This is a genomic window from Pseudomonas sp. ArH3a, assembly GCF_022648765.1.
Classification (GTDB): Bacteria; Pseudomonadota; Gammaproteobacteria; order Pseudomonadales; family Pseudomonadaceae; genus Aquipseudomonas.
Genome location: NZ_CP080330.1, coordinates 1,641,309 through 1,662,793, shown reverse-complemented (window position 1 = coordinate 1,662,793; position 21,485 = coordinate 1,641,309). Strand labels below are relative to the sequence as shown.

At 59.9% G+C, this 21,485-nt stretch carries 17 protein-coding genes; 11 read left to right on the top strand and 6 right to left on the bottom strand.

Annotation, left to right across the window (positions count from 1 at the left end):
- Window positions 1–11: 11 nt before the first annotated feature.
- The 10 genes from glpK (at window position 12) to K0P33_RS07345 (ending at window position 11,578) form a co-directional block, all read left to right on the top strand.
- Window positions 12–1,517 carry a glycerol kinase GlpK gene (glpK, locus tag K0P33_RS07390; RefSeq protein ID WP_094953449.1) on the top strand — a complete coding sequence of 502 codons (1,506 nt, stop codon included), beginning with the start codon at window positions 12–14 and terminating at the stop codon, window positions 1,515–1,517.
- A gap of 95 nt (window positions 1,518–1,612) precedes the next feature.
- Window positions 1,613–2,368, top strand: a complete 756-nt coding sequence (locus K0P33_RS07385; RefSeq protein WP_049709759.1) for a DeoR/GlpR family transcriptional regulator — start codon at window positions 1,613–1,615, stop codon at window positions 2,366–2,368.
- 287 nt (window positions 2,369–2,655) lie between these two features.
- Window positions 2,656–4,194, top strand: a complete 1,539-nt coding sequence (gene glpD / locus K0P33_RS07380; protein ID WP_242154671.1) for a glycerol-3-phosphate dehydrogenase — start codon at window positions 2,656–2,658, stop codon at window positions 4,192–4,194.
- A 318-nt stretch (window positions 4,195–4,512) separates the two neighbouring features.
- Entirely contained in the window at window positions 4,513–5,439 is a 927-nt protein-coding gene (locus K0P33_RS07375; RefSeq protein ID WP_094953451.1) for a glutamate/aspartate ABC transporter substrate-binding protein, read from the top strand.
- A gap of 194 nt (window positions 5,440–5,633) precedes the next feature.
- Window positions 5,634–6,380 (top strand): amino acid ABC transporter permease, encoded by a 747-nt coding sequence (locus K0P33_RS07370; RefSeq protein WP_003208731.1) that lies wholly within the window; start codon window positions 5,634–5,636, stop codon window positions 6,378–6,380.
- Window positions 6,380–7,051 carry an ABC transporter permease subunit gene (locus K0P33_RS07365; RefSeq protein ID WP_094953452.1) on the top strand — a complete coding sequence of 224 codons (672 nt, stop codon included), beginning with the start codon at window positions 6,380–6,382 and terminating at the stop codon, window positions 7,049–7,051. The genes K0P33_RS07370 and K0P33_RS07365 overlap by 1 nt, the downstream gene beginning before the upstream one ends.
- Window positions 7,048–7,782 (top strand): amino acid ABC transporter ATP-binding protein, encoded by a 735-nt coding sequence (locus K0P33_RS07360; protein WP_003208734.1) that lies wholly within the window; start codon window positions 7,048–7,050, stop codon window positions 7,780–7,782. The genes K0P33_RS07365 and K0P33_RS07360 overlap by 4 nt, the downstream gene beginning before the upstream one ends.
- A 209-nt stretch (window positions 7,783–7,991) precedes the next feature.
- A complete protein-coding gene (locus K0P33_RS07355) occupies window positions 7,992–9,884 on the top strand; it encodes an ATP-binding protein (protein WP_242154669.1) in 1,893 nt (630 codons plus the stop codon).
- A 6-nt stretch (window positions 9,885–9,890) separates the two neighbouring features.
- Window positions 9,891–11,240 (top strand): sigma-54 dependent transcriptional regulator, encoded by a 1,350-nt coding sequence (locus K0P33_RS07350; RefSeq protein WP_094953454.1) that lies wholly within the window; start codon window positions 9,891–9,893, stop codon window positions 11,238–11,240.
- Window positions 11,240–11,578 (top strand): GlpM family protein, encoded by a 339-nt coding sequence (locus K0P33_RS07345; RefSeq protein WP_094953455.1) that lies wholly within the window; start codon window positions 11,240–11,242, stop codon window positions 11,576–11,578. The genes K0P33_RS07350 and K0P33_RS07345 overlap by 1 nt, the downstream gene beginning before the upstream one ends.
- A gap of 1,016 nt (window positions 11,579–12,594) precedes the next feature.
- Here K0P33_RS07345 and K0P33_RS07340 read toward each other — a convergent pair.
- From K0P33_RS07340 to K0P33_RS07315, 6 genes are read right to left on the bottom strand one after another with little or no spacing between them, the layout of a single operon-like run.
- On the bottom strand, window positions 12,595–13,992 hold the full coding sequence (locus K0P33_RS07340; protein ID WP_094953704.1) for a sigma-54 dependent transcriptional regulator: 1,398 nt from the start codon (window positions 13,990–13,992) through the stop codon (window positions 12,595–12,597).
- Complete coding sequence (locus K0P33_RS07335) at window positions 13,982–15,760, bottom strand: HAMP domain-containing sensor histidine kinase (protein WP_242154667.1); 1,779 nt, start codon at window positions 15,758–15,760, stop codon at window positions 13,982–13,984. Before K0P33_RS07335 ends, K0P33_RS07340 begins: the two co-directional genes overlap by 11 nt.
- Window positions 15,760–16,884 carry a GNAT family N-acetyltransferase gene (locus K0P33_RS07330; RefSeq protein WP_242154665.1) on the bottom strand — a complete coding sequence of 375 codons (1,125 nt, stop codon included), beginning with the start codon at window positions 16,882–16,884 and terminating at the stop codon, window positions 15,760–15,762. Before K0P33_RS07330 ends, K0P33_RS07335 begins: the two co-directional genes overlap by 1 nt.
- A gap of 15 nt (window positions 16,885–16,899) precedes the next feature.
- Entirely contained in the window at window positions 16,900–17,766 is an 867-nt protein-coding gene (locus K0P33_RS07325) for an alpha/beta fold hydrolase (protein WP_094953701.1), read from the bottom strand.
- Window positions 17,763–19,157: an aminotransferase class III-fold pyridoxal phosphate-dependent enzyme gene (locus K0P33_RS07320; protein ID WP_083359925.1), complete on the bottom strand. Its 1,395-nt coding sequence runs from the start codon at window positions 19,155–19,157 to the stop codon at window positions 17,763–17,765. Before K0P33_RS07320 ends, K0P33_RS07325 begins: the two co-directional genes overlap by 4 nt.
- Window positions 19,150–19,860 (bottom strand): MtnX-like HAD-IB family phosphatase, encoded by a 711-nt coding sequence (locus K0P33_RS07315; protein WP_094953700.1) that lies wholly within the window; start codon window positions 19,858–19,860, stop codon window positions 19,150–19,152. The genes K0P33_RS07320 and K0P33_RS07315 overlap by 8 nt, the downstream gene beginning before the upstream one ends.
- 240 nt (window positions 19,861–20,100) lie before the next feature.
- On the opposite strand from K0P33_RS07315, the gene K0P33_RS07310 reads away from it, so the two are divergent.
- Complete coding sequence (locus tag K0P33_RS07310) at window positions 20,101–20,871, top strand: MipA/OmpV family protein (RefSeq protein ID WP_242154663.1); 771 nt, start codon at window positions 20,101–20,103, stop codon at window positions 20,869–20,871.
- Window positions 20,872–21,485 lie beyond the last annotated feature (614 nt).

The window sequence follows — 21,485 nt, the reverse complement described above, 5'->3', positions numbered from 1 at the left end:
AGGCAATCGACATGACCGACATTCAGAATAAGAACTACATCATTGCCCTTGATCAGGGCACCACCAGTTCGCGGGCGATCATTTTTGACCGTGACGCCAACGTGGTCTGCACCGCGCAGCGCGAATTCACCCAGCATTACCCGCAAGCCGGCTGGGTCGAACATGACCCGATGGAAATTTTCGCCACCCAGAGCGCGGTGATGGTCGAGGCCCTGGCACAAGCCGGCCTGCACCATGACCAGGTCGCCGCCATCGGTATCACCAACCAGCGTGAAACCACCGTGGTTTGGGACAAAATCACCGGCCGCCCGATCTACAACGCGATCGTCTGGCAGTGCCGCCGCAGCACCGAGATCTGCCAGCAGCTCAAGCGCGACGGCCACGAGCAATACATCAACGACACCACCGGCCTGGTCACCGACCCGTACTTCTCTGGCACCAAGCTCAAGTGGATCCTCGACAACGTCGAAGGCAGCCGCGAGCGTGCACGCAATGGCGAGCTGCTGTTCGGCACCATCGACAGCTGGCTGATCTGGAAATTTACCGGCGGCAAAACCCACGTCACCGACTACACCAATGCCTCGCGCACCATGCTCTTCAACATCCACACGCTGGAGTGGGATGCGAAGATGCTGGAGATTCTCGACGTACCGCGCGAAATGCTGCCAGAAGTGAAGTCCTCCTCGGAAATCTACGGCCGCACCAAAAGCGGCATCGCTATCGGCGGCATCGCCGGTGACCAGCAAGCGGCGCTGTTCGGCCAAATGTGCGTAGAAGCCGGTCAGGCCAAGAACACTTACGGCACCGGCTGCTTCCTGCTGATGAACACCGGCGACAAAGCGGTCAAATCCAAACACGGCATGCTGACGACCATCGCTTGCGGCCCACGCGGCGAAGTGGCCTACGCCCTGGAAGGCGCCGTGTTCAACGGTGGCTCCACTGTGCAGTGGCTGCGTGACGAGCTGAAGATCATCGCCGACGCCACCGACACTGAATACTTCGCCGGCAAGGTCAAGGACAGCAACGGTGTGTACCTGGTGCCCGCCTTCACCGGCCTAGGCGCTCCGTATTGGGACCCGTATGCCCGTGGCGCGCTGTTCGGCCTGACCCGTGGCGTACGCGTGGATCACATTATTCGTGCAGCCCTGGAGTCGATTGCCTTCCAGACTCGCGACGTATTGGACGCCATGCAACAGGACTCGGGCGAACGCCTCAAAGCCCTGCGCGTGGACGGCGGCGCGGTCGCCAACAACTTCCTGATGCAGTTCCAGGCCGACATCCTCGGCACCCAGGTCGAGCGCCCGCAAATGCGCGAGACCACCGCACTCGGCGCGGCTTACCTGGCAGGCCTGGCCTGTGGTTTCTGGGGCAGCCTGGACGAATTGCGCGGCAAGGCGGTGATCGAGCGCGAATTCGAACCTACGCTGGATGAAGCCACCAAAGAGAAACTCTATGCCGGCTGGCAGAAAGCGGTGAGCCGCACCCGAGATTGGGAACCGCACGAAGGCGCTGAATAAGCCAAGCGCCGGACCCACATAGGGTTGTAACTGGCGGGGAGCCGCTTGCTGCGTCATCATGGGCCACTTTTGTACGGCAGCCCAAAGGACGCCCCATGAATCTGCCTCCCCGCCAGCAACAAATCCTCGAACTGGTCCGCGAACGCGGCTACGTCAGTATCGAGGAGATGGCGCAGCTATTCGTTGTCACCCCGCAAACCATCCGCCGCGATATCAATCAGCTGGCGGACGCCAATCTGCTGCGCCGCTACCACGGCGGCGCGGCCTATGACTCCAGTGTCGAGAACACCGCGTACGCCATGCGTGCCGACCAGATGCGCGATGAGAAACAACGCATCGGCGAAGCCATTGCCGCGCAAATCCCTGATCACGCCTCGCTGTTTATCAATATCGGCACCACCACCGAGTCCATCGCGCGCGCGTTGCTTAACCACAATCACCTGAAAATCATCACCAACAACCTCAACGTCGCCACCATGCTCAGTGCCAAGGACGACTTCGATGTGCTGTTGACCGGCGGTAACGTGCGCCGTGATGGCGGTGTGGTCGGCCAGGCGAGTGTCGACTTTATCAACCAGTTCAAGGTCGACTTTGCGCTGGTGGGCATCAGCGGTATCGATGAAGACGGCAGTTTGCTCGACTTTGATTATCAGGAAGTGCGGGTTTCCCAGGCGATTATTGCCAATGCGCGCAAAGTGATCCTGGCGGCGGACTCAAGCAAATTCGGGCGCAATGCCATGATTCGCTTGGGGCCGATCAGTCTGGTGGACTGTTTAGTGACGGATCAGCAGCCGGTGCCGGCGCTGGTGCAGTTGTTGAATGAGCATAAGGTCAGGCTGGAAGTAGTTTAGCGCCTGCTCCGCCGCCATCGCGGGCAAGCCCGCTCCCACATTTGACCGAGTTCCCACATTGGAATGGTTTCAACTGTGGGAGCCGGGCTTGCCCGCGATGGCGATGGACCCGACACCACATTTCTAGCGCCTTTCCCAGGCTCATGTTCACAAATTTTCCTTTTCCCGCCCTTCGATGAGTTTTTTCAATCGAAGTCGGGTGGCTGTGCGCGCGTTTATCAGCTACCATTTTCGCAAATGAACATTAATGTTCGAATTCCAAGACGAAAAATTCGCGAGGCCTGCCGATGAACCCTTCCACCTTGCCTGCCCCACCGCTTGCCGAAGTCTATGACGTTGCCGTAATCGGTGGCGGGATCAATGGCGTCGGCATTGCAGCAGACGCAGCCGGGCGCGGTTTGTCGGTATTCCTTTGCGAAAAGGACGATCTGGCCAGCCACACCTCTTCCGCCAGCAGCAAGCTGATCCACGGCGGCCTGCGTTACCTCGAACATTACGAATTCCGCCTGGTGCGCGAAGCCCTGGCCGAACGTGAAGTGCTGCTGGCCAAGGCCCCGCACATCGTCAAGCAGATGCGCTTCGTGTTGCCACACCGCCCGCACCTGCGCCCGGCGTGGATGATCCGCGCCGGCTTGTTCCTGTATGACCACTTGGGCAAGCGCGAAAAACTCGCCGGCTCCAAAAGCCTCAAGTTCGGCCCCGACAGCCCGCTGAAAAGCGAAATCACCAAAGGCTTCGAATACTCCGACTGCTGGGTCGACGACGCCCGCCTGGTGGTACTCAACGCCATGGCCGCCCGCGAAAAAGGTGCGCATATCCACACCCAGACCCGTTGCGTCAGCGCGCACCGCAGCAACGGCATGTGGGAAATGAACATGGAACGCGCCGATGGCAGTCTGTTCTCGATCCGCGCCCGGGCACTGGTGAACGCGGCCGGCCCATGGGTCGCCAAGTTCATCAAGGAAGACCTGAAGCTGGATTCGCCTTACGGCATCCGCCTGATCCAGGGCAGCCACCTGATCGTGCCGAAACTGTACGAAGGCGCCCACGCGCACATCCTGCAGAACGAAGACCAGCGCATCGTCTTCACCATTCCGTACCTGAACCACCTGACCATCATCGGCACCACCGACCGCGAATACACCGGCGACCCGGCCAAAGTGGCGATTACCCAGGGTGAAACCGACTACATGCTCCAAGTGGTCAATGCCCACTTCAAGAAGCAACTGAGCCGTGACGACATCGTCCACACCTATTCCGGCGTGCGCCCACTGTGCAACGACGAATCGGACAACCCGTCGGCCATCACTCGCGATTACACCCTGTCGCTGTCGGGTGGCACGGGCGAGGCGCCAATCCTGTCGGTGTTCGGCGGCAAGCTGACCACCTACCGCAAACTCGCCGAGTCGGCGATGGCCCAACTGGCCCCGTACTTCACGCAGATGCGCCCAAGCTGGACGGCAAAAGCCAGCCTGCCTGGCGGTGAAAACATGACCACGCCAGAAGCATTGGCCGAAGCCATCCGCGCCAAGTTCGACTGGGTGCCAAGCGAGATCGCCCGCCGCTGGTCCACCACCTACGGCAGCCGCACCTGGCGCCTGCTGGAAGGCGTGCAATCGCTGGCTGATTTGGGCGACCACCTCGGTGGCGGCCTGTACACCCGCGAAGTCGATTACCTGTGTACCGAAGAGTGGGCGACGCAACCGCAGGACGTGCTGTGGCGCCGTACCAAACTTGGCCTGTTCACCACCCCAGAGGAACAGGACAACGTGCAGCGTTACCTGTCCAAGGTTGAGCAGAACCGCGCAAAGATTGAAGCGGCCTGACAGTCAAGCCTCACAAAAAGCCCCTGCACCGTAAGGTTCAGGGGCTTTTTTTATAGCGCTCCCGCTATTCGGTTTTCCGAACGGCATACCCCGCCCTATTCGGTTTGCCGGACCTTCTAGTCACAACTCTTCCACAACAAAAAGTTAATCTCTTTATAAATCAAATAGATAACCTTTTATTCCAGGTATGGCACGACTCATGCTCTACACTCCCTGACGATTGCTTGCGACGCTTCAGGAGCCGTCACGGGCATTCGCTGTACAAAAGAGAGCCGTTTAGCCGGCTTCATAAAAAAAACAAATGTCGAGGAAGTATTGATGCGCATCGTTCCCCATATCTTGGGCGCAGCTATCGCTGCTGCTCTGATCAGCACTCCAGTTTTCGCCGCCGAACTCACCGGCACACTGAAGAAAATCAACGACTCCGGCACCATCACTCTCGCTCACCGCGACAGCTCCATTCCGTTTTCCTACATCGCGGATGCCTCGGGCAAACCCGTGGGCTACTCCCACGACGTTCAGTTGGCTGTCATTGAAGCCCTGAAAAAAGACCTGAACAAACCCGACCTGAAGACCAAGTACAACCTGGTCACCTCGCAAACCCGTATCCCGCTGATCCAGAACGGCACCGCGGACCTCGAGTGCGGCTCCACCACCAACAACGCCGAACGCGCCCAGCAAGTTGATTTCACCGTCAACATCTTCGAAATCGGCACCCGTCTGCTGGTCAAGAAAGACAAGGATGGCAAGCCGTCCTACGCTGACTTCGCCGACCTGAAAGGCAAAAACGTCGTGACCACCGCCGGCACCACGTCCGAGCGCATCATCAAAGCGATGAACGCCGACAAGCAGATGGGCATGAACGTCATCTCCGCCAAAGACCACGGCGAATCCTTCCAGATGCTGGAAAGCGGCCGCGCCGTCGCCTTCATGATGGACGACGCCCTGCTGGCCGGTGAAGAAGCCAAGGCCAAGAAGCCGGACGACTGGGTCATCACCGGTACTCCACAGTCCTTCGAAGCCTACGCGTGCATGGTTCGCAAAGGCGACCCAGACTTCAAGAAAGCCGTGGATGACGCCATCGTCGCCCTGTACAAGTCCGGCGAGATCAACAAGATCTACAGCAAATGGTTTGAGAGCCCGATTCCACCAAAAGGCCTGAACCTGAACTTCCCGATGAGCGAAAAGGTTAAGGAGCTGATCGCTAACCCAAGCGACAAACCAGCGCCTGATGTAAAAATCTGATACCTGACTAAGCTTATGTCCTGAGGGAGCCAACCCTCCCTCAGGCGTCTGTTACTACCTGCTGGCTTTAATTTTGGAACACTCGACCTGGCGGTTTTCGAGCCGATCGCGTGTGCCCGGCGTTCAACGCCAGGCGGGAAAGGATCTCCCCAGGCAGGTGCTTGTACATTGATCGATCTTGAGGGGAGACCCTAATGAATTACAACTGGGACTGGGGCGTGTTCTTCAAGTCCACTGGCGTGGGCAGCGAGACTTATCTCGACTGGTACATCGCCGGTTTGGGCTGGACCATTGCCATCGCTGTCGTGGCATGGATTATCGCCTTGTTGCTGGGGTCCATTCTGGGCGTCATGCGCACCGTGCCAAACCGCATCGTATCGGGCATCGCGACCTGCTATGTGGAACTGTTTCGTAACGTGCCGCTGCTGGTTCAGCTGTTTATCTGGTACTTCCTGATACCCGATCTGCTGCCGCAAAACCTGCAGGACTGGTACAAACAAGACCTCAACCCCACCACTTCGGCCTACCTGAGCGTTGTCGTGTGCCTGGGCCTGTTCACCGCCGCCCGTGTGTGCGAACAAGTGCGTACCGGTATCCAGGCGCTGCCACGTGGCCAGGAATCGGCGGCACGCGCCATGGGTTTCAAGCTGCCGCAGATCTACTGGAATGTGCTGCTGCCCCAGGCCTACCGCATCATTATTCCGCCGCTTACCTCGGAATTCCTCAACGTGTTCAAGAACTCCTCTGTGGCGTCCTTGATCGGCTTGATGGAGTTGCTGGCGCAAACCAAACAGACCGCCGAGTTCTCGGCCAACCTGTTTGAAGCCTTCACCCTGGCCACACTGATCTATTTCACCCTGAACATGAGCCTGATGTTGCTGATGCGCGTGGTCGAGAAGAAAGTTGCCGTGCCCGGCCTGATCTCTGTGGGGGGTAAATAATGGAACTCGATTTCAGCGGTATCATCCCCGCCATTCCCGGCCTGTGGAACGGCATGGTCATGACCTTGCAGTTGATGGTCATGGGCGTGGTCGGCGGCATCGCGCTGGGTACGATCCTCGCGCTGATGCGCCTGTCGTCCAGCAAACTCATGTCGCGCCTGGCCGGCGCTTATGTGAACTACTTCCGTTCGATCCCGCTGCTGCTGGTGATCACCTGGTTCTACCTGGCGGTGCCGTTCGTGCTGCGCTGGATCACCGGCGAAGACACTCCGATCGGTGCGTTCGCATCCTGCGTCGTGGCCTTCATGATGTTCGAAGCCGCGTACTTCTGTGAGATCGTGCGGGCCGGCGTGCAGTCGATCCCCAAGGGCCAGATGGCCGCCGCACAAGCGATGGGCATGACCTATAGCCAGACCATGCGTCTGATCATCCTGCCCCAGGCGTTCCGCAAGATGACCCCGTTGCTGCTGCAACAGTCGATCATCCTGTTCCAGGACACCTCGCTGGTTTACACCGTGGGCCTCGTGGACTTCCTCAACTCCGCCCGCTCCAACGGCGACATCATTGGCCGCTCCAATGAGTTCCTGATCTTCGCCGGTGTCGTCTACTTCATCATCAGCTTTTCCGCCTCGCTGCTGGTCAAGCGTATGCAAAAAAGGTTTGCCGTATGATCTCTATCAAGAATATCAACAAGTGGTATGGCGACTTCCAGGTGCTGACCGATTGCAGCACCGAGGTTAAAAAAGGCGAAGTGATCGTGGTGTGCGGGCCGTCTGGCTCGGGTAAATCCACCTTGATCAAGTGCGTCAACGCGCTGGAACCGTTCCAGAAAGGCGACGTGGTGGTGGATGGCACGTCCATCGCCGACCCGAAGACCAACCTGCCGAAACTGCGCTCGCGCGTGGGCATGGTGTTCCAGCACTTCGAACTGTTCCCGCACCTGACCATCACCGAAAACCTGACCATCGCGCAGATCAAGGTGCTCGGCCGCAGCAAGGAAGAAGCCACCAAGAAAGGCCTGCAACTGCTTGAGCGCGTGGGCCTGTCGGCGCATGCCCACAAGCACCCGGGCCAGCTGTCCGGCGGCCAGCAACAACGGGTGGCGATTGCCCGCGCCCTGGCCATGGACCCGATCGTCATGCTGTTCGACGAACCGACCTCGGCGCTCGACCCGGAAATGGTCAACGAAGTGCTCGACGTGATGGTGCAACTGGCCCAGGAAGGCATGACCATGATGTGCGTGACCCACGAAATGGGCTTCGCCCGCAAAGTGGCCGACCGCGTGATCTTCATGGACGCCGGCAAGATCATCGAAGACTGCCCGAAAGAGGAGTTCTTCGGCGACATCAGCGCCCGCTCCGAACGCGCGCAGCACTTCCTTGAGAAAATCCTGCAGCACTAAGCCCTATATAGCTTCCACTGTGGAAACCGCGCCCATATGGGAGCGGGCCTGTGTGGGAGCTGGCTTGCCTGCGATGGCATCACCTCGGTGCCCCTGTGATACCGAGGCGTCTGCATCGCGGGCAAGCCCGGCTCCCACAAAAGCCAGGCTCCCACACAAACAGGTCCGTGCCAGGGCTGGCAAGCTCTGGTTGACCCAAGGCATCTGTGATGAAATGCGACCCCAACCAATTTCGCGCCGCACCGCCATCACTTGCCGTGAAACCTCGTCTGATTCGCCAACTGTTCCTGCCGCCGTTGATCATCGCCCTGATGATCGGCTTGGGTTATATCGGCTTCTGGGTCAGTGAGTACTATGGCATCCGCACCCTCAGTGACAACGGCGAACGCCAGTTGGAGCTGCACGCGCGCACCGTCGAAAGCGAACTGAGCAAATACACCTACCTGCCCAGCCTCCTGGAATTGGAGTCCAGCGTCTCCACGCTGCTGGCCGACCCGAGCCAGGAAACCCGCAAAACCGTCAACGGTTACCTCGAAGGCCTGAACCGACGCAGTCGCAGCCGGGCTATCTATGTGATGGACACCACCGGCCGGGTGCTGGCCACCAGTAACTGGCGCGATGCCGACAGTTACCAGGGTGAAGACCTGTCCTTCCGCGCCTATTTCCAAAATGCCGTACGCGGCCAGCCGGGGCGCTTCTATGGCATTGGCAGCACCAACGGCGAACCCGGCTACTACCTGGCCCACGGCCTGGAAGAACACGGCAAGATCATCGGTGTTGCCGTGGTCAAGGTGCGCCTCGAAGCCCTTGAGGAACGCTGGCAGCGTGCGCGCCTCGAAGCCTTTGTGAGCGACGAGAACGGCATCATCATCCTCTCCAGCGACCCGGCGCGCCGGCTCAAGGCCGTACGCCCACTGAGCGATGACACCAAGGAACGCCTGGCCCACAGCCTGCAATATTACTGGGCGACGCTGAACGAGCTGGAGCCCCTGGCCCGTGAACGTCTGAATGAAGGCACCGAGAAGCTGACCTTCCTGGCCAACAGTGAAGTGGTCAACGACGACCACGAGGTCAGCTACCTCGCACAAACCCGCCCGCTCTACGACACACCGTGGAATTTCACCCTGCTGACCCCGCTCAATGACCTGCGCCGAGCGGCGATCAACCAGGGCATTCTGGTGGCCGTCGCATTTGGCCTGGTCGCGTTTTTGCTGATCGCTTGGAACGAGCGGCGCAAGGTCATCGCCACCCGCCTCGCCGCACGGGAAGCCTTGCAGGAAGCCAACAGCCAGCTGGAACGCAGAATTGCCGAACGCACCAGCGACCTGCGCGCCAGCAACGAACGACTCAAGGGCCAGATCCGTGAACGGCGCCAGGCCGAAGAAACCCTGCGCCGCGCCCAGGATGAGCTGGTGCAGGCCGGTAAGCTGGCAGCCATCGGCCAGATGTCGACCAGCATCGCCCATGAATTGAACCAGCCACTGGCGGCGCTGCGCACGCTGTCGGGCAACACCGTACGTTTCCTCGAACGTGGCGCCCTCGACACCGCCAGCGCTAACCTCAAGACCATCAACGAACTGATCGACCGCATGGGCCGCATCACCGCCAGCCTGCGCTCCTTTGCCCGGCGCGGCGATGACCAGGGCGAAGCCAACCTCGGTAAAGCCGTGGACGCAACGTTCCAGGTGCTCAGTGCCCGCCTCGACAGCCTGCCGCTGACCGTGCACCGCGACTTCGCCAACGCCCACTTGCAGATCGACCAGACGCGCCTGGAACAGATCCTGGTCAACCTGATCGGCAATGCGCTAGACGCGATGCAGGCCCAACCTGCGCCCGAACTGTGGTTGGATGGCCACGTGTTTGAGGGCAAATACCGCCTGCGCGTGCGTGACAACGGCCATGGTATCGACCCCGAAACGCGCAAACATTTATTCGAACCGTTCTTCACCACCAAACCCGGCGAACAAGGCCTGGGGCTGGGCCTGACCCTTTCCGCCAGCCTCGCGGCGGCCACCGGCGGCAACCTTGCCGTGGAACACCCAGCCAGTGGTGGTACTGCCTTTGTCTTGTGCCTGCCGTTGGTGGGCGCTCAAAAAAGCTGAGTCGACATGAATACAGACACGACAGCCGCAAAAGACGACCTCACCGTTCTAATCGTCGAAGACGACCCCCATGTGCTGCTCGGCTGCCAACAGGCGCTGGCGCTGGAAGACATTCCCAGCGTGGGCGTGGGCAGTGCCGAAGAAGCGCTCAAGCGCATCGGCGAGAACTTCGCCGGCATCGTCATCAGCGATATTCGCCTGCCGGGCATCGATGGCCTGGAACTGCTGACACGCCTCAAGGCCTTGGATAAAAGCCTGCCGGTGGTGCTGATCACCGGGCATGGCGATATCTCGATGGCCGTCGGCGCCATGCGTAACGGTGCCTACGATTTCATGGAGAAACCCTTCTCCCCCGAGCGCCTGGTCGACGTGGCGCGCCGCGCCCTGGAGCAACGCGGGTTGGCGAGAGAAGTGTGGTCTTTACGCCGCCAATTGGCCGAACGCGATTCCTTGGAAGGCCGCATCATCGGCCGCTCGCCGGCCATGCAGAACCTGCGCGAACTGATCGCCAACGTCGCCGACACATCGGCCAACGTGCTGATCGAAGGCGAAACCGGCACCGGCAAGGAATTGGTTGCACGCTGCCTGCATGACTTCAGCCGGCGCCATTCCCACCAGTTCGTCGCCTTGAACTGCGGCGGCCTGCCGGAGAACCTATTCGAAAGCGAGATATTCGGCCACGAAGCCAACGCCTTTACCGGCGCCGGCAAGCGGCGCATCGGCAAAATAGAGCATGCCCACGAGGGCACGCTGTTTCTCGATGAAGTGGAAAGCATGCCGATCAACCTGCAGATCAAATTGCTGCGGGTGTTGCAGGAACGCACCCTCGAACGCCTGGGCTCGAACCAGAGCGTGGCGGTGGATTGCCGGGTGATCGCCGCCACCAAATCCGACCTCGACGAGCTGAGCCGCGCCAGCCAATTTCGCAGCGACCTTTACTACCGCCTCAACGTGGTAACCCTGGAACTGCCGCCCCTGCGCGAGCGCCGCGAAGACATCCTGCAATTATTCGAACACTTCCTGCAGCAGTCCTCTTTGCGTTTCGACCGCACCGCGCCGGAGCTGGACAACCAGACCGTTTCAACGCTGATGAGCCATGACTGGCCAGGCAACGTGCGTGAACTGCGCAACGTGGCCGAGCGCTTCGCCTTGGGCTTGCCGGCCTTCAAGAAAACCGGCAACGGCACCGTCAACCATGGCCTGGCCTTTACTGAAGCCGTGGAAGCCTTCGAGCGCAACCTGCTGGTGGATGCCCTGCAACGCAGCGGTGGCAACCTGACCCAGGCCAGCCAGGAACTGGGCATGGCCAAGACCACCCTGTTCGACAAGGTCAAAAAATATGGGTTGAGTCACTGATGGATCTACTCCTGAAGGCCGCCATTGGCGCGGCAGTGGTGCTGATCTTGGCGGCGTTGGCCAAGACCAAAAACTATTACATCGCAGGGTTAGTACCGTTGTTTCCGACCTTTGCGTTGATTGCGCATTACATCGTCGGTAAGGGCCGTTCGGTGGAGGATTTGAAGACCACCATCGTGTTTGGGATGTGGTCGATCATTCCGTATTTTGTGTATTTGGCGACGTTGTATGTGATGGTCGACCGGATGCGCCTGGAAGCCTCACTCGCCGTGGCGGCGGTGGCGTGGTTGATGGCGGCGACGGTGTTGGTGAGTGTGTGGGTGCGCTTCCATACCTGATGTGGTTATCGCGGGGTCGCTGGGTACATATCCGTTATTTGGGTGATGGCTGATATGGGTTCCGCTCTTACAGCGGCTCACTTTTGAAAAGCGCAAAAGTAAGCAAAACGCTCTTGCCCCACCACTCGGCACCTCGCCTCCGGCTCGGTGTGCCCTCACTCCGGCTTTGGAGCGGGGGCCGCCGCCATGGGCCATCCTTGGCCCATCGCGGCTAAACCGGCGTCCTGCCGGTTTACCCCCGCTCCAAAGCCTGCGTTCGGCCAGCGTGGTTTAACGGGGCGCCTAAGATCAAAATCAAAAGCAGATCAAGATCAACAGCAAGAGCACGGCGGCCTAGTAGCCGACCTGAGTGGTTAGATCAAAAGCACGGCCGAGGCGGCCTGACAGCCGACCTGATCTTGGAGGCTGAAACTCAATCAAATGTGGGAGCTGGCTTGCCTGCGATGCAGACACCTCGGTCTATCAAGTACACCGAGTTGATGCCATCGCAGGCAAGCCAGCTCCCACAGAAAAGCAGAGCACTGCGGTGCTGGCAGCCGAACTCGCTCCCACATTGGGATCTCATTACATCAGCTAGATAGGGTGGTGCTCTGCTTTTGCTTCAACCACTCAGGTCGGCTACTAGGCCGCCGTGCTCTTGCTGTTGATCTTGATCTGAGGCGCCCCGTTAAACCACGCTGGCCGCACGCAGGCTTGAATCCGTGGGTAACCCGGCAGGACGCCGGGTTAGCCGCGATGGGCCAAGGATGGCCCATGGCGGCGGCCCACGGATTCAAGCCTGCGTGCGGGCATGCCGAGCCTAAGCGAGGCACCGAGTGGTGGGGCAAGAGCCCTTTTGGTTACTTTTGGGGCTCTTTTCCAAAAGTGACCCGCTGTAAGAGCGGAACCCTAGGTAGCCGTTACCGCTGCAACGGATATGTACCCATATCTACCCAACCCCGAGTTGCGTAGAAACCTATGGCTATCGCAGGCAAGCCAGCTCCCACATTTAGAACAATGATGGGATGCCTGGAAAATCAGCGCACGATCTTGTCGACCTGAATCCCCAACTTCTTCAACCGATACCAAAAGCTCCTCTCGGAAATCCCGATCTTAGCCGCAGCCGCCGCCTGCACGCCGTTGCTCTCATTCAACGCCGCCAGAATGTAGGTTTTCTCGACTTCTGCCAGCGCCGCGTCCAGGTCCGCAGGCACGCTCGGGTTGTCACCCAGCAGCGCCGTAACGCCATCTCCAGCAGGCCTGGACGCAAACAGATACGCCGGCAGGTCAATGTCTTCGATCACAGGCGATGCCGCCACAATGGTCGCGCGCTCCACACAGTTCTGCAGTTCACGAATGTTCCCCGGCCAGCTGTAGGCCGCCATGGCCTGCAACGCCTCAGGGCTGAAGCCAGTGACGCGTTTGCCGGCGGTGGCGCTCAGGGTCTGGGCAAAGTGTCGGGCCAGCGGCACGATGTCCTCGGCGCGTTCGCGCAGGGCCGGCAGCGGGATCGGGAACACGTTGAGGCGGTAATACAGGTCTTCGCGAAATTCTTTATTGGCCACCGCGTCCAGCAGGTTTTTATTGGTGGCGGCGATCACTCGCACATCCACCTTACGCTCACGCGGGTCGCCCACCGGCTCGATCACCCGCTCCTGCAAGGCGCGCAGAATCTTGGCCTGCAAGGCCAGGGGCATATCCCCCACTTCATCAAGGAACAGCGTGCCCTTGTCGGCCTGCATAAAGCGCCCGACCCGGTCCGCCACGGCGCCGGTGAACGCGCCTTTGCGATGGCCGAACATCTCGCTTTCCAGTAAACCGTCGGGGATGGCCGCGCAATTAACCGCCACGAACGGCTTGTCGGCGCGGCTGCCGTGCTTGTGGATAGCGCGGGCGACCATTTCCTTGCCGGTGCCGCTTTCGCCAGTCAGCAGGATGGTCGCGTTGCTGTCACGCACCGAGTCGATTGCGTGCAGCACCTGGCGAAACGCCGGGCTGTCGCCCACCAGGCTGTCGAACTGCGCATGGTGGTCAAGCTCGGCACGCAGCCGCGCGTTGTCGCGCATGATGTCGCGAAACTGCAAGGCCTTGGCCACGGTGATGTCCAGCTCGTCGATGTCGAACGGCTTAGCGATGTAGTCATAGGCGCCGTTGCGCATCGACTGCACAGCGTTCTTTACCGTGCTATAGGCGGTCATCACGATCACCGGCAGTTCTGGAAAACGCACCTTGATCTCAGCCAGCAGCGCCGGCCCGTCCATGCCCGGCATGCGCCAGTCACTGATCACCAGGTCGATGTCTTCCTGCTCCAGCACCTTGAGTGCGTGCAGGCCGTTGCTCGCGGTGAATACCTGAATGCCGTTCTGGCTCAAGGCCGAGGACAGCAAGTCGCAGAGCTTGGGCTCGTCGTCGACTACCAATACGTTATGCGTCATGACCTTCCTCATCGTCGCCGTCGTCTTCACCGTGGGCCGGAATGTACAGGCTGAAGGTGGCGCCGGCATCTTTCTCACTGGCACATTCAATGCTGCCGTCGTGACTCTCCATGATCGAATAGACTTTTGCCAGGCCTAAGCCTGTGCCCGAGGCCTTGGTGGTGACGAATGGCGTGAAGATCCGCTCGACCATATCCACCGGGATGCCTTGGCCGGTGTCGGCGATGCTGATCACCGTGTTGCCGCCCACGCTGCGAATGCCCAGGGTCAGGCGCCCGCCTTCGGGCATCGCATCGATGGCGTTGAGAATCAGGTTGAGGCACGCCTGCTTGAGCTGCTTGGCATCGGCATAGATGGTCGCACCGGGCGCCTGATCATCGATGTGCGCGTCGATGTTATGGGTGGCCAGTTCCGGGCCGCAAAAGCCGAGTATTTCCTCCACCAGCGGGCGCACTGCCTGCAACACGCGCAACGGCGGGTTGGGCTTTGCGAAATCGAGGAATTCGGTGATCAGGTCGTTGATGCGGCTGACCTCGCTGATCACGTATTCCAAGTGGCGCTTGTCGGTTTCCGGCAAGTCAGCGCGACGGTGCAACAACTGGGTGGCGGTCTTGATAATGCCCAGCGGGTTGCGGATTTCGTGGGCCAGGCCCATGGCAACTTCGCCCAGGGCGTGCAGCCGGTCGCGGCGGCGCAACTGGGCTTCAAGGTGATGCAACTCGCCCAGGCGCTCGGTCATGTGGTTGAAGGTGCTGCTCAGTTGGGCCAGCTCATCGCCGCCGGTGACCAACACGCGGTGCTCGTAATTGCCCGAGATCACTGCCCCCACGCCTTGAGACAAATCGCGCAGCGGCTTGGTCAGGCGCCGTGACACCAGCACACCGGCGCCCAGGGACAGCGCCGAGCTGAGCAGGAAAATCAGCACGAACAGGTTGCTCTGGTTCACCAGCCCCACCAGGCTGGTGTGACGCAGCAGGCCGCTGAAGATCACGCCTTGCAGTTCGCCGGCGTCATTGAAGATCGGCCAGTACAAACCGCTGTAATTGTTGGTGAACTGCTCGCTCGGCTGCTTGGTGCTGCGCATCGCCGTCTCGACATCCTTGGGGATGCGCGAGGGGTGATTTTCGAACCGTTGGGTCGAGAAGATTTCGTTAAAGCCCGACGGGTTGGCCAGGTACAGGCGCAGGTCGAGGGAGTGCACATCGGCCACGCTGGTGAGGAAGCTGCTGTCCAGGTAAGTGGCCACCAACAATACGTAGTCGACGCCTTCCTGGTTGCTTTCGAACGTCGAGACCACCAGGCCCGTATTCACGCCGGCTACCTGGATGGTTTGCAGCACCGCATTGCTGGTCAGGCTGATCTGCTTGACGACATCGTCAGGCGCCGTGCTGAACACGATCTTGTGGTCACTCACGCGAATCAGCGAGACCACGTCTATATCCGTGGCCTGGGCAATGTCGGCCGTGAGTCGGTCATGCTTGGCAGCCTGCCGGCTCGAAGGCGGGCTGGTGTAGCGCATGAACAGCTTGGCCATGCGCGCGTTGTCATGAAGGATATCGCCAATCTCGTCCTTGACGATCTTGGTCGACTCTTGCAGCCAGATGCGCACGTTGCTGTCGAAAATCTGCGACAGCGTGGTCGCGGCCAGCTCGGCGGCGATCATGGTGGGAATGACGCTGACCAGCCAGAACGCCAGCACCAGCTTGCGCTGGACGCTCCAGCGCGAAATGGCAAAGGGGCGGGCTTTCTGGCGGGTTTTGGTGATCATCAGGTTTCGCTTATCGCAGCAGCCATGGCAGGGTCGGAACGATCCGGTCTTATGTACATTTTCACGAGTTTGAGCAGGCCATTGACCAGCCGGTTACGGTGACGGAAGAACATACTGTTGCCCCGGAACTCGCAACCCAGGCGCAGCTTGCTCGCGTACCCGTCCTGACCGCACTCGTACACGGGAATATTGTGCGCAATACAATAGCCGACATTGGTCAGCCAGTATCTGAAGTACAAGCTGTATTCGCGACTGAATTGCATGTCATGCCCGAAAAACTTGTCGATCAAACGGTGCTGGTCCAACAGGATCAGGTTGAACGCCACCAGACGCTCGTCCACCCAATACAAAACACAGACCGCACGCCCTTCAAGCCGTTCGAGGACGCCGGTGAAGTAAGTGGCCGGCAGGCGTTCGAATTGCAAATCGGCGCGGCTGAGCGTGGCCTCGTATAGGCGCATCACCTCAGGCAGCACGTCATCGATATTATGCCGCCACTCCACGCGCGGTCCCGGCGCACGCAGTTTACGGCGCAGGTCCTTGCGGGTCGATTTGCACAACGAGCCCAGGTAGGCGTCCACCGAACCGTAAGGCACCGTCAGCAAACCGCTGGGCAAGCTGGGCATAGTTTGAAATCCCGCAGCGCGGCAGCTCGCCGCCCAGTGCGGGTCTTTGGTCGGCACGTCCTTGACCGCCACCAGGCCAATCCCAAATGCGTGGGCATCCTGGCGTGCAGCCTCAAGCAAGTGCTTGATCAACAGCGGGCGCTGCCCCTCAGGAACGCTACTGGCAATTCCCGCATCGCAACGCTCGGCCACCGGAGAGCCGATGGCATACAACTGCAAACGCAAAACACCCGGCCACAGTCGCTCCAGGCGCTCGGTAAAGCGCTTACCGGCGCCCGACACCGTGGTGTCGAGGCGATAATGGGTGATGAACGCGGCGGCGACGGCCACCAGCGTTTCATCGTCGTATACAGCCAGGTAACGCCATTTGAAATCATCGATGGCGGCGTTTTCCACGGCGACGTAAAAATCCCAATCCTCCAGAGCTCCGGGAAAACAGTCGTTCCAGGCACTGCGCTGGATGGCCCGGATGGTTGAAAAGGCTTGGGCGGTGATCACGTCGCGTCCTTAGGCTTATGCCCGCTGCCGATAGTCTACGGGTGCCTGGATAGCCTCGGCGTGTTGCTCGACAAACTCAGCGCTCAACTCAATCACCCGGCGGTATTGCAGGTCGACGGTGATCATGTGGTAGCAGTTGTCCAACAAAATCTTGGTCACGGGGCCGCCCAAGTGGCGTTCCACGTAGTCGGCGTTCCAGCGGCTGGTGATGTCGTCCTCGATGGAGTGCAACACCAGGGCCGGCACCTTGATCTCGGGCATGCGCTTCTTGACCACGGCGTTCATGCGGTGCAACTCGCGCACCGTGATGCCCTCCATGGTCAGCAAGCCGGCCTCGCTGCTCTCGCCTTCCTTCATCTGGCGCTCGACGATGGCCCGCAGGCGCTCGTTCTTGATGCCGTAAGGCGGCTTTTCTTCAAAGCGGCAGATGTGCACGCCGAAGGGAATCTTCATCAGCAACGGCGTCAGGAACGCCAGCTTGTGAATGCTCCAACCGTCGTACTTCAAGGTGGTGGAATACATCAACAGCCCGGCGACTTGGCCAGGGTGCTCGGCGGCCACGTACATCGACATCACCGCGCCCATGGACAAGCCACCGACAAACACCTGCTCGTGGCGTTGCTTGACCTGTACGAAGGTCTTGCGCACGCCTTCGTACCAGTCCAGCCAGCCGGTGGCCTGCAGGTCACTGTTGTCACCGCAATGCCCGGCCAGGGTGGGCACGTACACCGTGCAGTTACCCGCTTTGGCCAGCCCTTTTGCCACCTGACGCAATTCCGTCGGGGTGCCGGTCAGGCCGTGGATCAACAGGATCCCGACCGGACCTTCACCGAGAACGAAGCCGGCATCACCTTCGCCGAGGTCGAACCCGGAAGTACTCACCGTTTTGTCGCTCGCACCAGCAGTTGCTCGAGCAGCTTCAAGCCCAGGTCGATTTCCGGGTAGCTGATTTCCAGCGACGGTGCCAGGGTGATGACGTTTTTGTAGTAGCCGCCCACGTCGAGGATCAAGCCGAGTTTCTGGCCATCCACGACCATGTCGCCCTTCATGCCTTCCTCGACCATGTAGTCCAGGGTCGCCTTGTCCGGGGTGAAACCATCCGGGCCACAGATTTCGCAGCGCAGGGCCAGGCCCAGGCCGTCGACATCGCCGATGATCGGGAAACGTTTCTGCAGGTCTTGCAGACCTTCCAGGAAGTATTTGCCCTTGGCCATGACCATTGCGCCGTAGTCGACTTCGCTGGTCATCTTGAACATTTCCAAACCGACCGCCGTACCCAGTGGGTTGGAGGCGAAGGTGGAGTGGGTCGAACCTGGTGGGAAGATCTTCGGGTTGATCAACTCTTCACGCGCCCAGATGCCGCCCAGCGGGTTCAGGCCGTTGGTCAGCGCCTTGCCGAAGACGATCACGTCCGGCTGCACGTCGAAGTGCTCGATCGACCACAGCTTGCCGGTACGGTAGAAGCCCATCTGGATTTCGTCCGACACCATCAAGATGCCGTGCTGGTCCAGCACGTGCTTGAGTTCGCGGTAGAAGTTCATCGGCGGAATCACGTAGCCACCGGTGCCCTGGATCGGCTCGACGTAGAAGGCTGCGTACTCGCACTGGTTGGTTTTCGGGTCCCACACGCCGTTGTATTCAGTCTCGAACAAACGGGCGAACTGCTGCACGCAGTGGCTGCCGTATTCTTCCTTGGTCATGCCTTTGGGGCCACGGAAGTGGTACGGGAACGGGATGAAGTTGGCGCGCTCGCCGAAGTGGCCATAGCGGCGACGGTAGCGGAAGCTCGAGGTGATCGACGAGGCGCCGAGGGTACGGCCGTGGTAGCCGCCTTCGAAGGCGAACATCAGGCTCTTGCCGTTGGAGGCGTTACGCACCACTTTCAACGAGTCTTCGATGGACTGCGAACCGCCAACGTTGAAGTGCACACGACCGTCGAGGCCGAATTTTTTCTTGGCGTCGACCGCGATCATTTCCGACAGCTCGATCTTGCCTTTGTGCAGGTACTGGCTGGCGATTTGCGGGAGGGTGTCGATCTGCTGTTTCAGTGCGTTGTTCAGGCGCGGGTTGGCGTAACCGAAGTTAACCGCCGAGTACCACATTTGCAGGTCGAGGTAGGCCTGGTCTTCGGTGTCCCACACGTAGGAGCCTTCGCAACGGCTGAAAATACGCGGCGGCTCGATGTAGTGAACGGTGTCGCCGTAGGAGCAGTACTTGGCTTCTTTATCCAGAAGGATCTGGTCTTCGGCAGTGGCGATACGGATATCAGACATGGTGGAAGAGTTCCTGATTTTCAATAGAGAGGTCGGCAGTAAAGCTGCCAGCGTTGGCGGCGATGCCCTGAGGCAGCTTGGCCAGCAATGCGGTCACTTCGGCGAAAGTGTCGAAGCGCGCGTGAGGAATGTTGTTGGTTTCGCAGTAGTCGGCCAGGCTGCCTTTGGCAAAGACGAAGTCAGCGGTGGAGGCCACGCACATGTCGGACTTGCCGTCGCCGATCACCAGCACGCGCTTGTTGCGCGGGGTGGATTTGCACTTGCAGTTGCCGGAAGCGGCACGGCAGGCATCGCTGGAATACGGGAAGTCGATGCGCCAGCTGTTCTGGTCGACCTGGCGCAAGCGGTTGGCGAGGATCGGCAGCAAGGTCACGTAGTTGCGCGACAAGATGCGCGCGATGCCTTGTTCGATGCCGTCGCTGACCACTTCGATGGTCGCGCCCAGGCCCATGACGTGATCGACGAAGTCCGGGAAGTCCGGGTCGATCTCAACGCTGTCGAAGTACGCCAGCAGTTCAGCCGGGGTCGCCTTGATCAGCGCCAGTTGGCGGCTCAGGCATTCGCGTGAACCGATATGCCCATCCAGCCATTCCTGTTCGATGGTTTCCCACTCTTCGCCTGCGAAGCGTTGGAGGACGTTGTCGATGACGTCGGTGGGGGTGATGGTCCCGTCGAAGTCGCACACGATATGCCACTGGATCATTGCCTGTCCTTGAGTTGGAGGGCTTGAAGAGGAGCGCGCTAAATGCGCTTGCTACAGGGATATAGCAGGGACTGTGCCAACTGGTTAAAGCCCAGCGGGGCTGGGGCTTTGGCCGTTACTGCGGGTAAAATGTGTCGCAGGAGCTACAATTTTTGTAGCTTGCTACAAACAAGATGAGTGCTTGCGTCAGGGATGCCCTTCGCGCGTGAATGCGCGCAAGTTCAGATAAGGAAACGCTCCATGGTCAAGGTTACTTCTGCTGTATTCGCCGGCTTGCTTGGGCTGTGGAGCTTTTCCAGCTCGGCAGCCGCCGAAGGCATTACCGGCGAAGTGGGCGCAGGCGTCAGCTACCAACCCCACGACCCCACTGGCAGCCGCTACGAAACCCAGCCGATTCCCTACTTCGACCTGGACTGGGGCAATGTCAGCCTGGGTACCGACGACGGCCTGACTTGGAGCGCGCTCAATACCAATGGCATCACTGCCGGCCCGTACATCAACTACCTGCCGGGCCGCACGGCCAATGGCTCACTGCGCGGGTTGCGCGATGTACCGGATATGGCGGAGGTCGGGGGTTTCATTCAATACGCACCGGCTGAGTTTTGGCGTGTGTATGCGCAGGTCGGCCAAGCGGTGGGCGGCAGCCGTGATCACAGTGGTGTGCTGGGCAAACTCGGCGGCGAGCTGGGCTACCCGCTCGGTGGCGGCATCATCGGCAGCACCGGGCTGATGGCGCACTTTGCCGATGCTCGTCAGACGCAGGCCTTTTTTGGTGTTGATGACAAGGAGTCTGCGGCTTCGGGTATTCGCGCCTATAACGCCAGTGCGGGGTTCCAGAACCTGACGTTGACCCAGAGTTTTGAATTTCCGCTGGCGACGCATTGGTCGTTGTTGGCCAGCGCCAGTTGGACGCACTTGGTGGGGTCGGCGGCCAACAGCACCATCGTCAAAGAGACGGGTAATGTGAATCAGGGACAGGTGCAGACGGCGATCAGTTACAAGTTTGATTGAAGGGCTGGATGTTGGTGGCTGGTGGCTGGGTACATATCCGTTATTTAGGTAACGGCTGATATGGGTTCCGCTCTTACAGCGGCTCACTTTTGAAAAGCGCAAAAGTAAGCAAAACGCTCTTGCCCCACCACTCGGCACCTCGCTTAGGCTCGGTGTGCCCTCACTCCGGCTTTGGACCGTGGGCCGCCGCCATGGGCCATCCTTGGCCCATCGCGGCTAACCCGGCGTCCTGCCGGTTTACCCACGCTCCAAAGCCTGCGTTCGGCCAGCGTGGTTTAACGGGGCGCCTAAGATCAAGATCAAAAGCAGATCAAGAGCACGGCGGCCTAGTAGCCGACCTGAGTGGTTGAAGCAAATCAAAAGCAAAGCCGAGGCGGCCTGACAGCCGACCTGAACTTGGAAGCTGAACTCAAGCCAGCTCCCACAGAAAAGCAGAGCACTGCGGTACTGGCATCTGAACTCGGTCAAAACTGTGGGGGCGGGCTTGCTCACGAATGCGGTGGTTCAGTTACAAATAAGCTGACTGACCCACCGCATTCGCGAGCAAGCCCGCTCCCACAATTGGATCTCGGTACATCAGACAGAGAGTGTGCTGCTGTGCTTTTGCCCTGCTT

What these genes read in the sequence shown, in the direction of transcription:
- glpK (WP_094953449.1), top strand. Translation starts at nt 12, where the DNA reads ATGACCGACATTCAGAATAAGAACTACATCATTGCCCTTGATCAGGGC.
- K0P33_RS07345 (WP_094953455.1), top strand. Translation starts at nt 11,240, where the DNA reads ATGGATCTACTCCTGAAGGCCGCCATTGGCGCGGCAGTGGTGCTGATC.
- K0P33_RS07360 (WP_003208734.1), top strand. Translation starts at nt 7,048, where the DNA reads ATGATCTCTATCAAGAATATCAACAAGTGGTATGGCGACTTCCAGGTG.
- K0P33_RS07365 (WP_094953452.1), top strand. Translation starts at nt 6,380, where the DNA reads ATGGAACTCGATTTCAGCGGTATCATCCCCGCCATTCCCGGCCTGTGG.
- K0P33_RS07335 (WP_242154667.1), bottom strand. Translation starts at nt 15,760, where the DNA reads ATGATCACCAAAACCCGCCAGAAAGCCCGCCCCTTTGCCATTTCGCGC.
- K0P33_RS07320 (WP_083359925.1), bottom strand. Translation starts at nt 19,157, where the DNA reads ATGTCTGATATCCGTATCGCCACTGCCGAAGACCAGATCCTTCTGGAT.
- K0P33_RS07355 (WP_242154669.1), top strand. Translation starts at nt 7,992, where the DNA reads ATGAAATGCGACCCCAACCAATTTCGCGCCGCACCGCCATCACTTGCC.
- K0P33_RS07370 (WP_003208731.1), top strand. Translation starts at nt 5,634, where the DNA reads ATGAATTACAACTGGGACTGGGGCGTGTTCTTCAAGTCCACTGGCGTG.
- K0P33_RS07385 (WP_049709759.1), top strand. Translation starts at nt 1,613, where the DNA reads ATGAATCTGCCTCCCCGCCAGCAACAAATCCTCGAACTGGTCCGCGAA.
- K0P33_RS07310 (WP_242154663.1), top strand. Translation starts at nt 20,101, where the DNA reads ATGGTCAAGGTTACTTCTGCTGTATTCGCCGGCTTGCTTGGGCTGTGG.
- glpD (WP_242154671.1), top strand. Translation starts at nt 2,656, where the DNA reads ATGAACCCTTCCACCTTGCCTGCCCCACCGCTTGCCGAAGTCTATGAC.
- K0P33_RS07350 (WP_094953454.1), top strand. Translation starts at nt 9,891, where the DNA reads ATGAATACAGACACGACAGCCGCAAAAGACGACCTCACCGTTCTAATC.
- K0P33_RS07340 (WP_094953704.1), bottom strand. Translation starts at nt 13,992, where the DNA reads ATGACGCATAACGTATTGGTAGTCGACGACGAGCCCAAGCTCTGCGAC.
- K0P33_RS07375 (WP_094953451.1), top strand. Translation starts at nt 4,513, where the DNA reads ATGCGCATCGTTCCCCATATCTTGGGCGCAGCTATCGCTGCTGCTCTG.
- K0P33_RS07315 (WP_094953700.1), bottom strand. Translation starts at nt 19,860, where the DNA reads ATGATCCAGTGGCATATCGTGTGCGACTTCGACGGGACCATCACCCCC.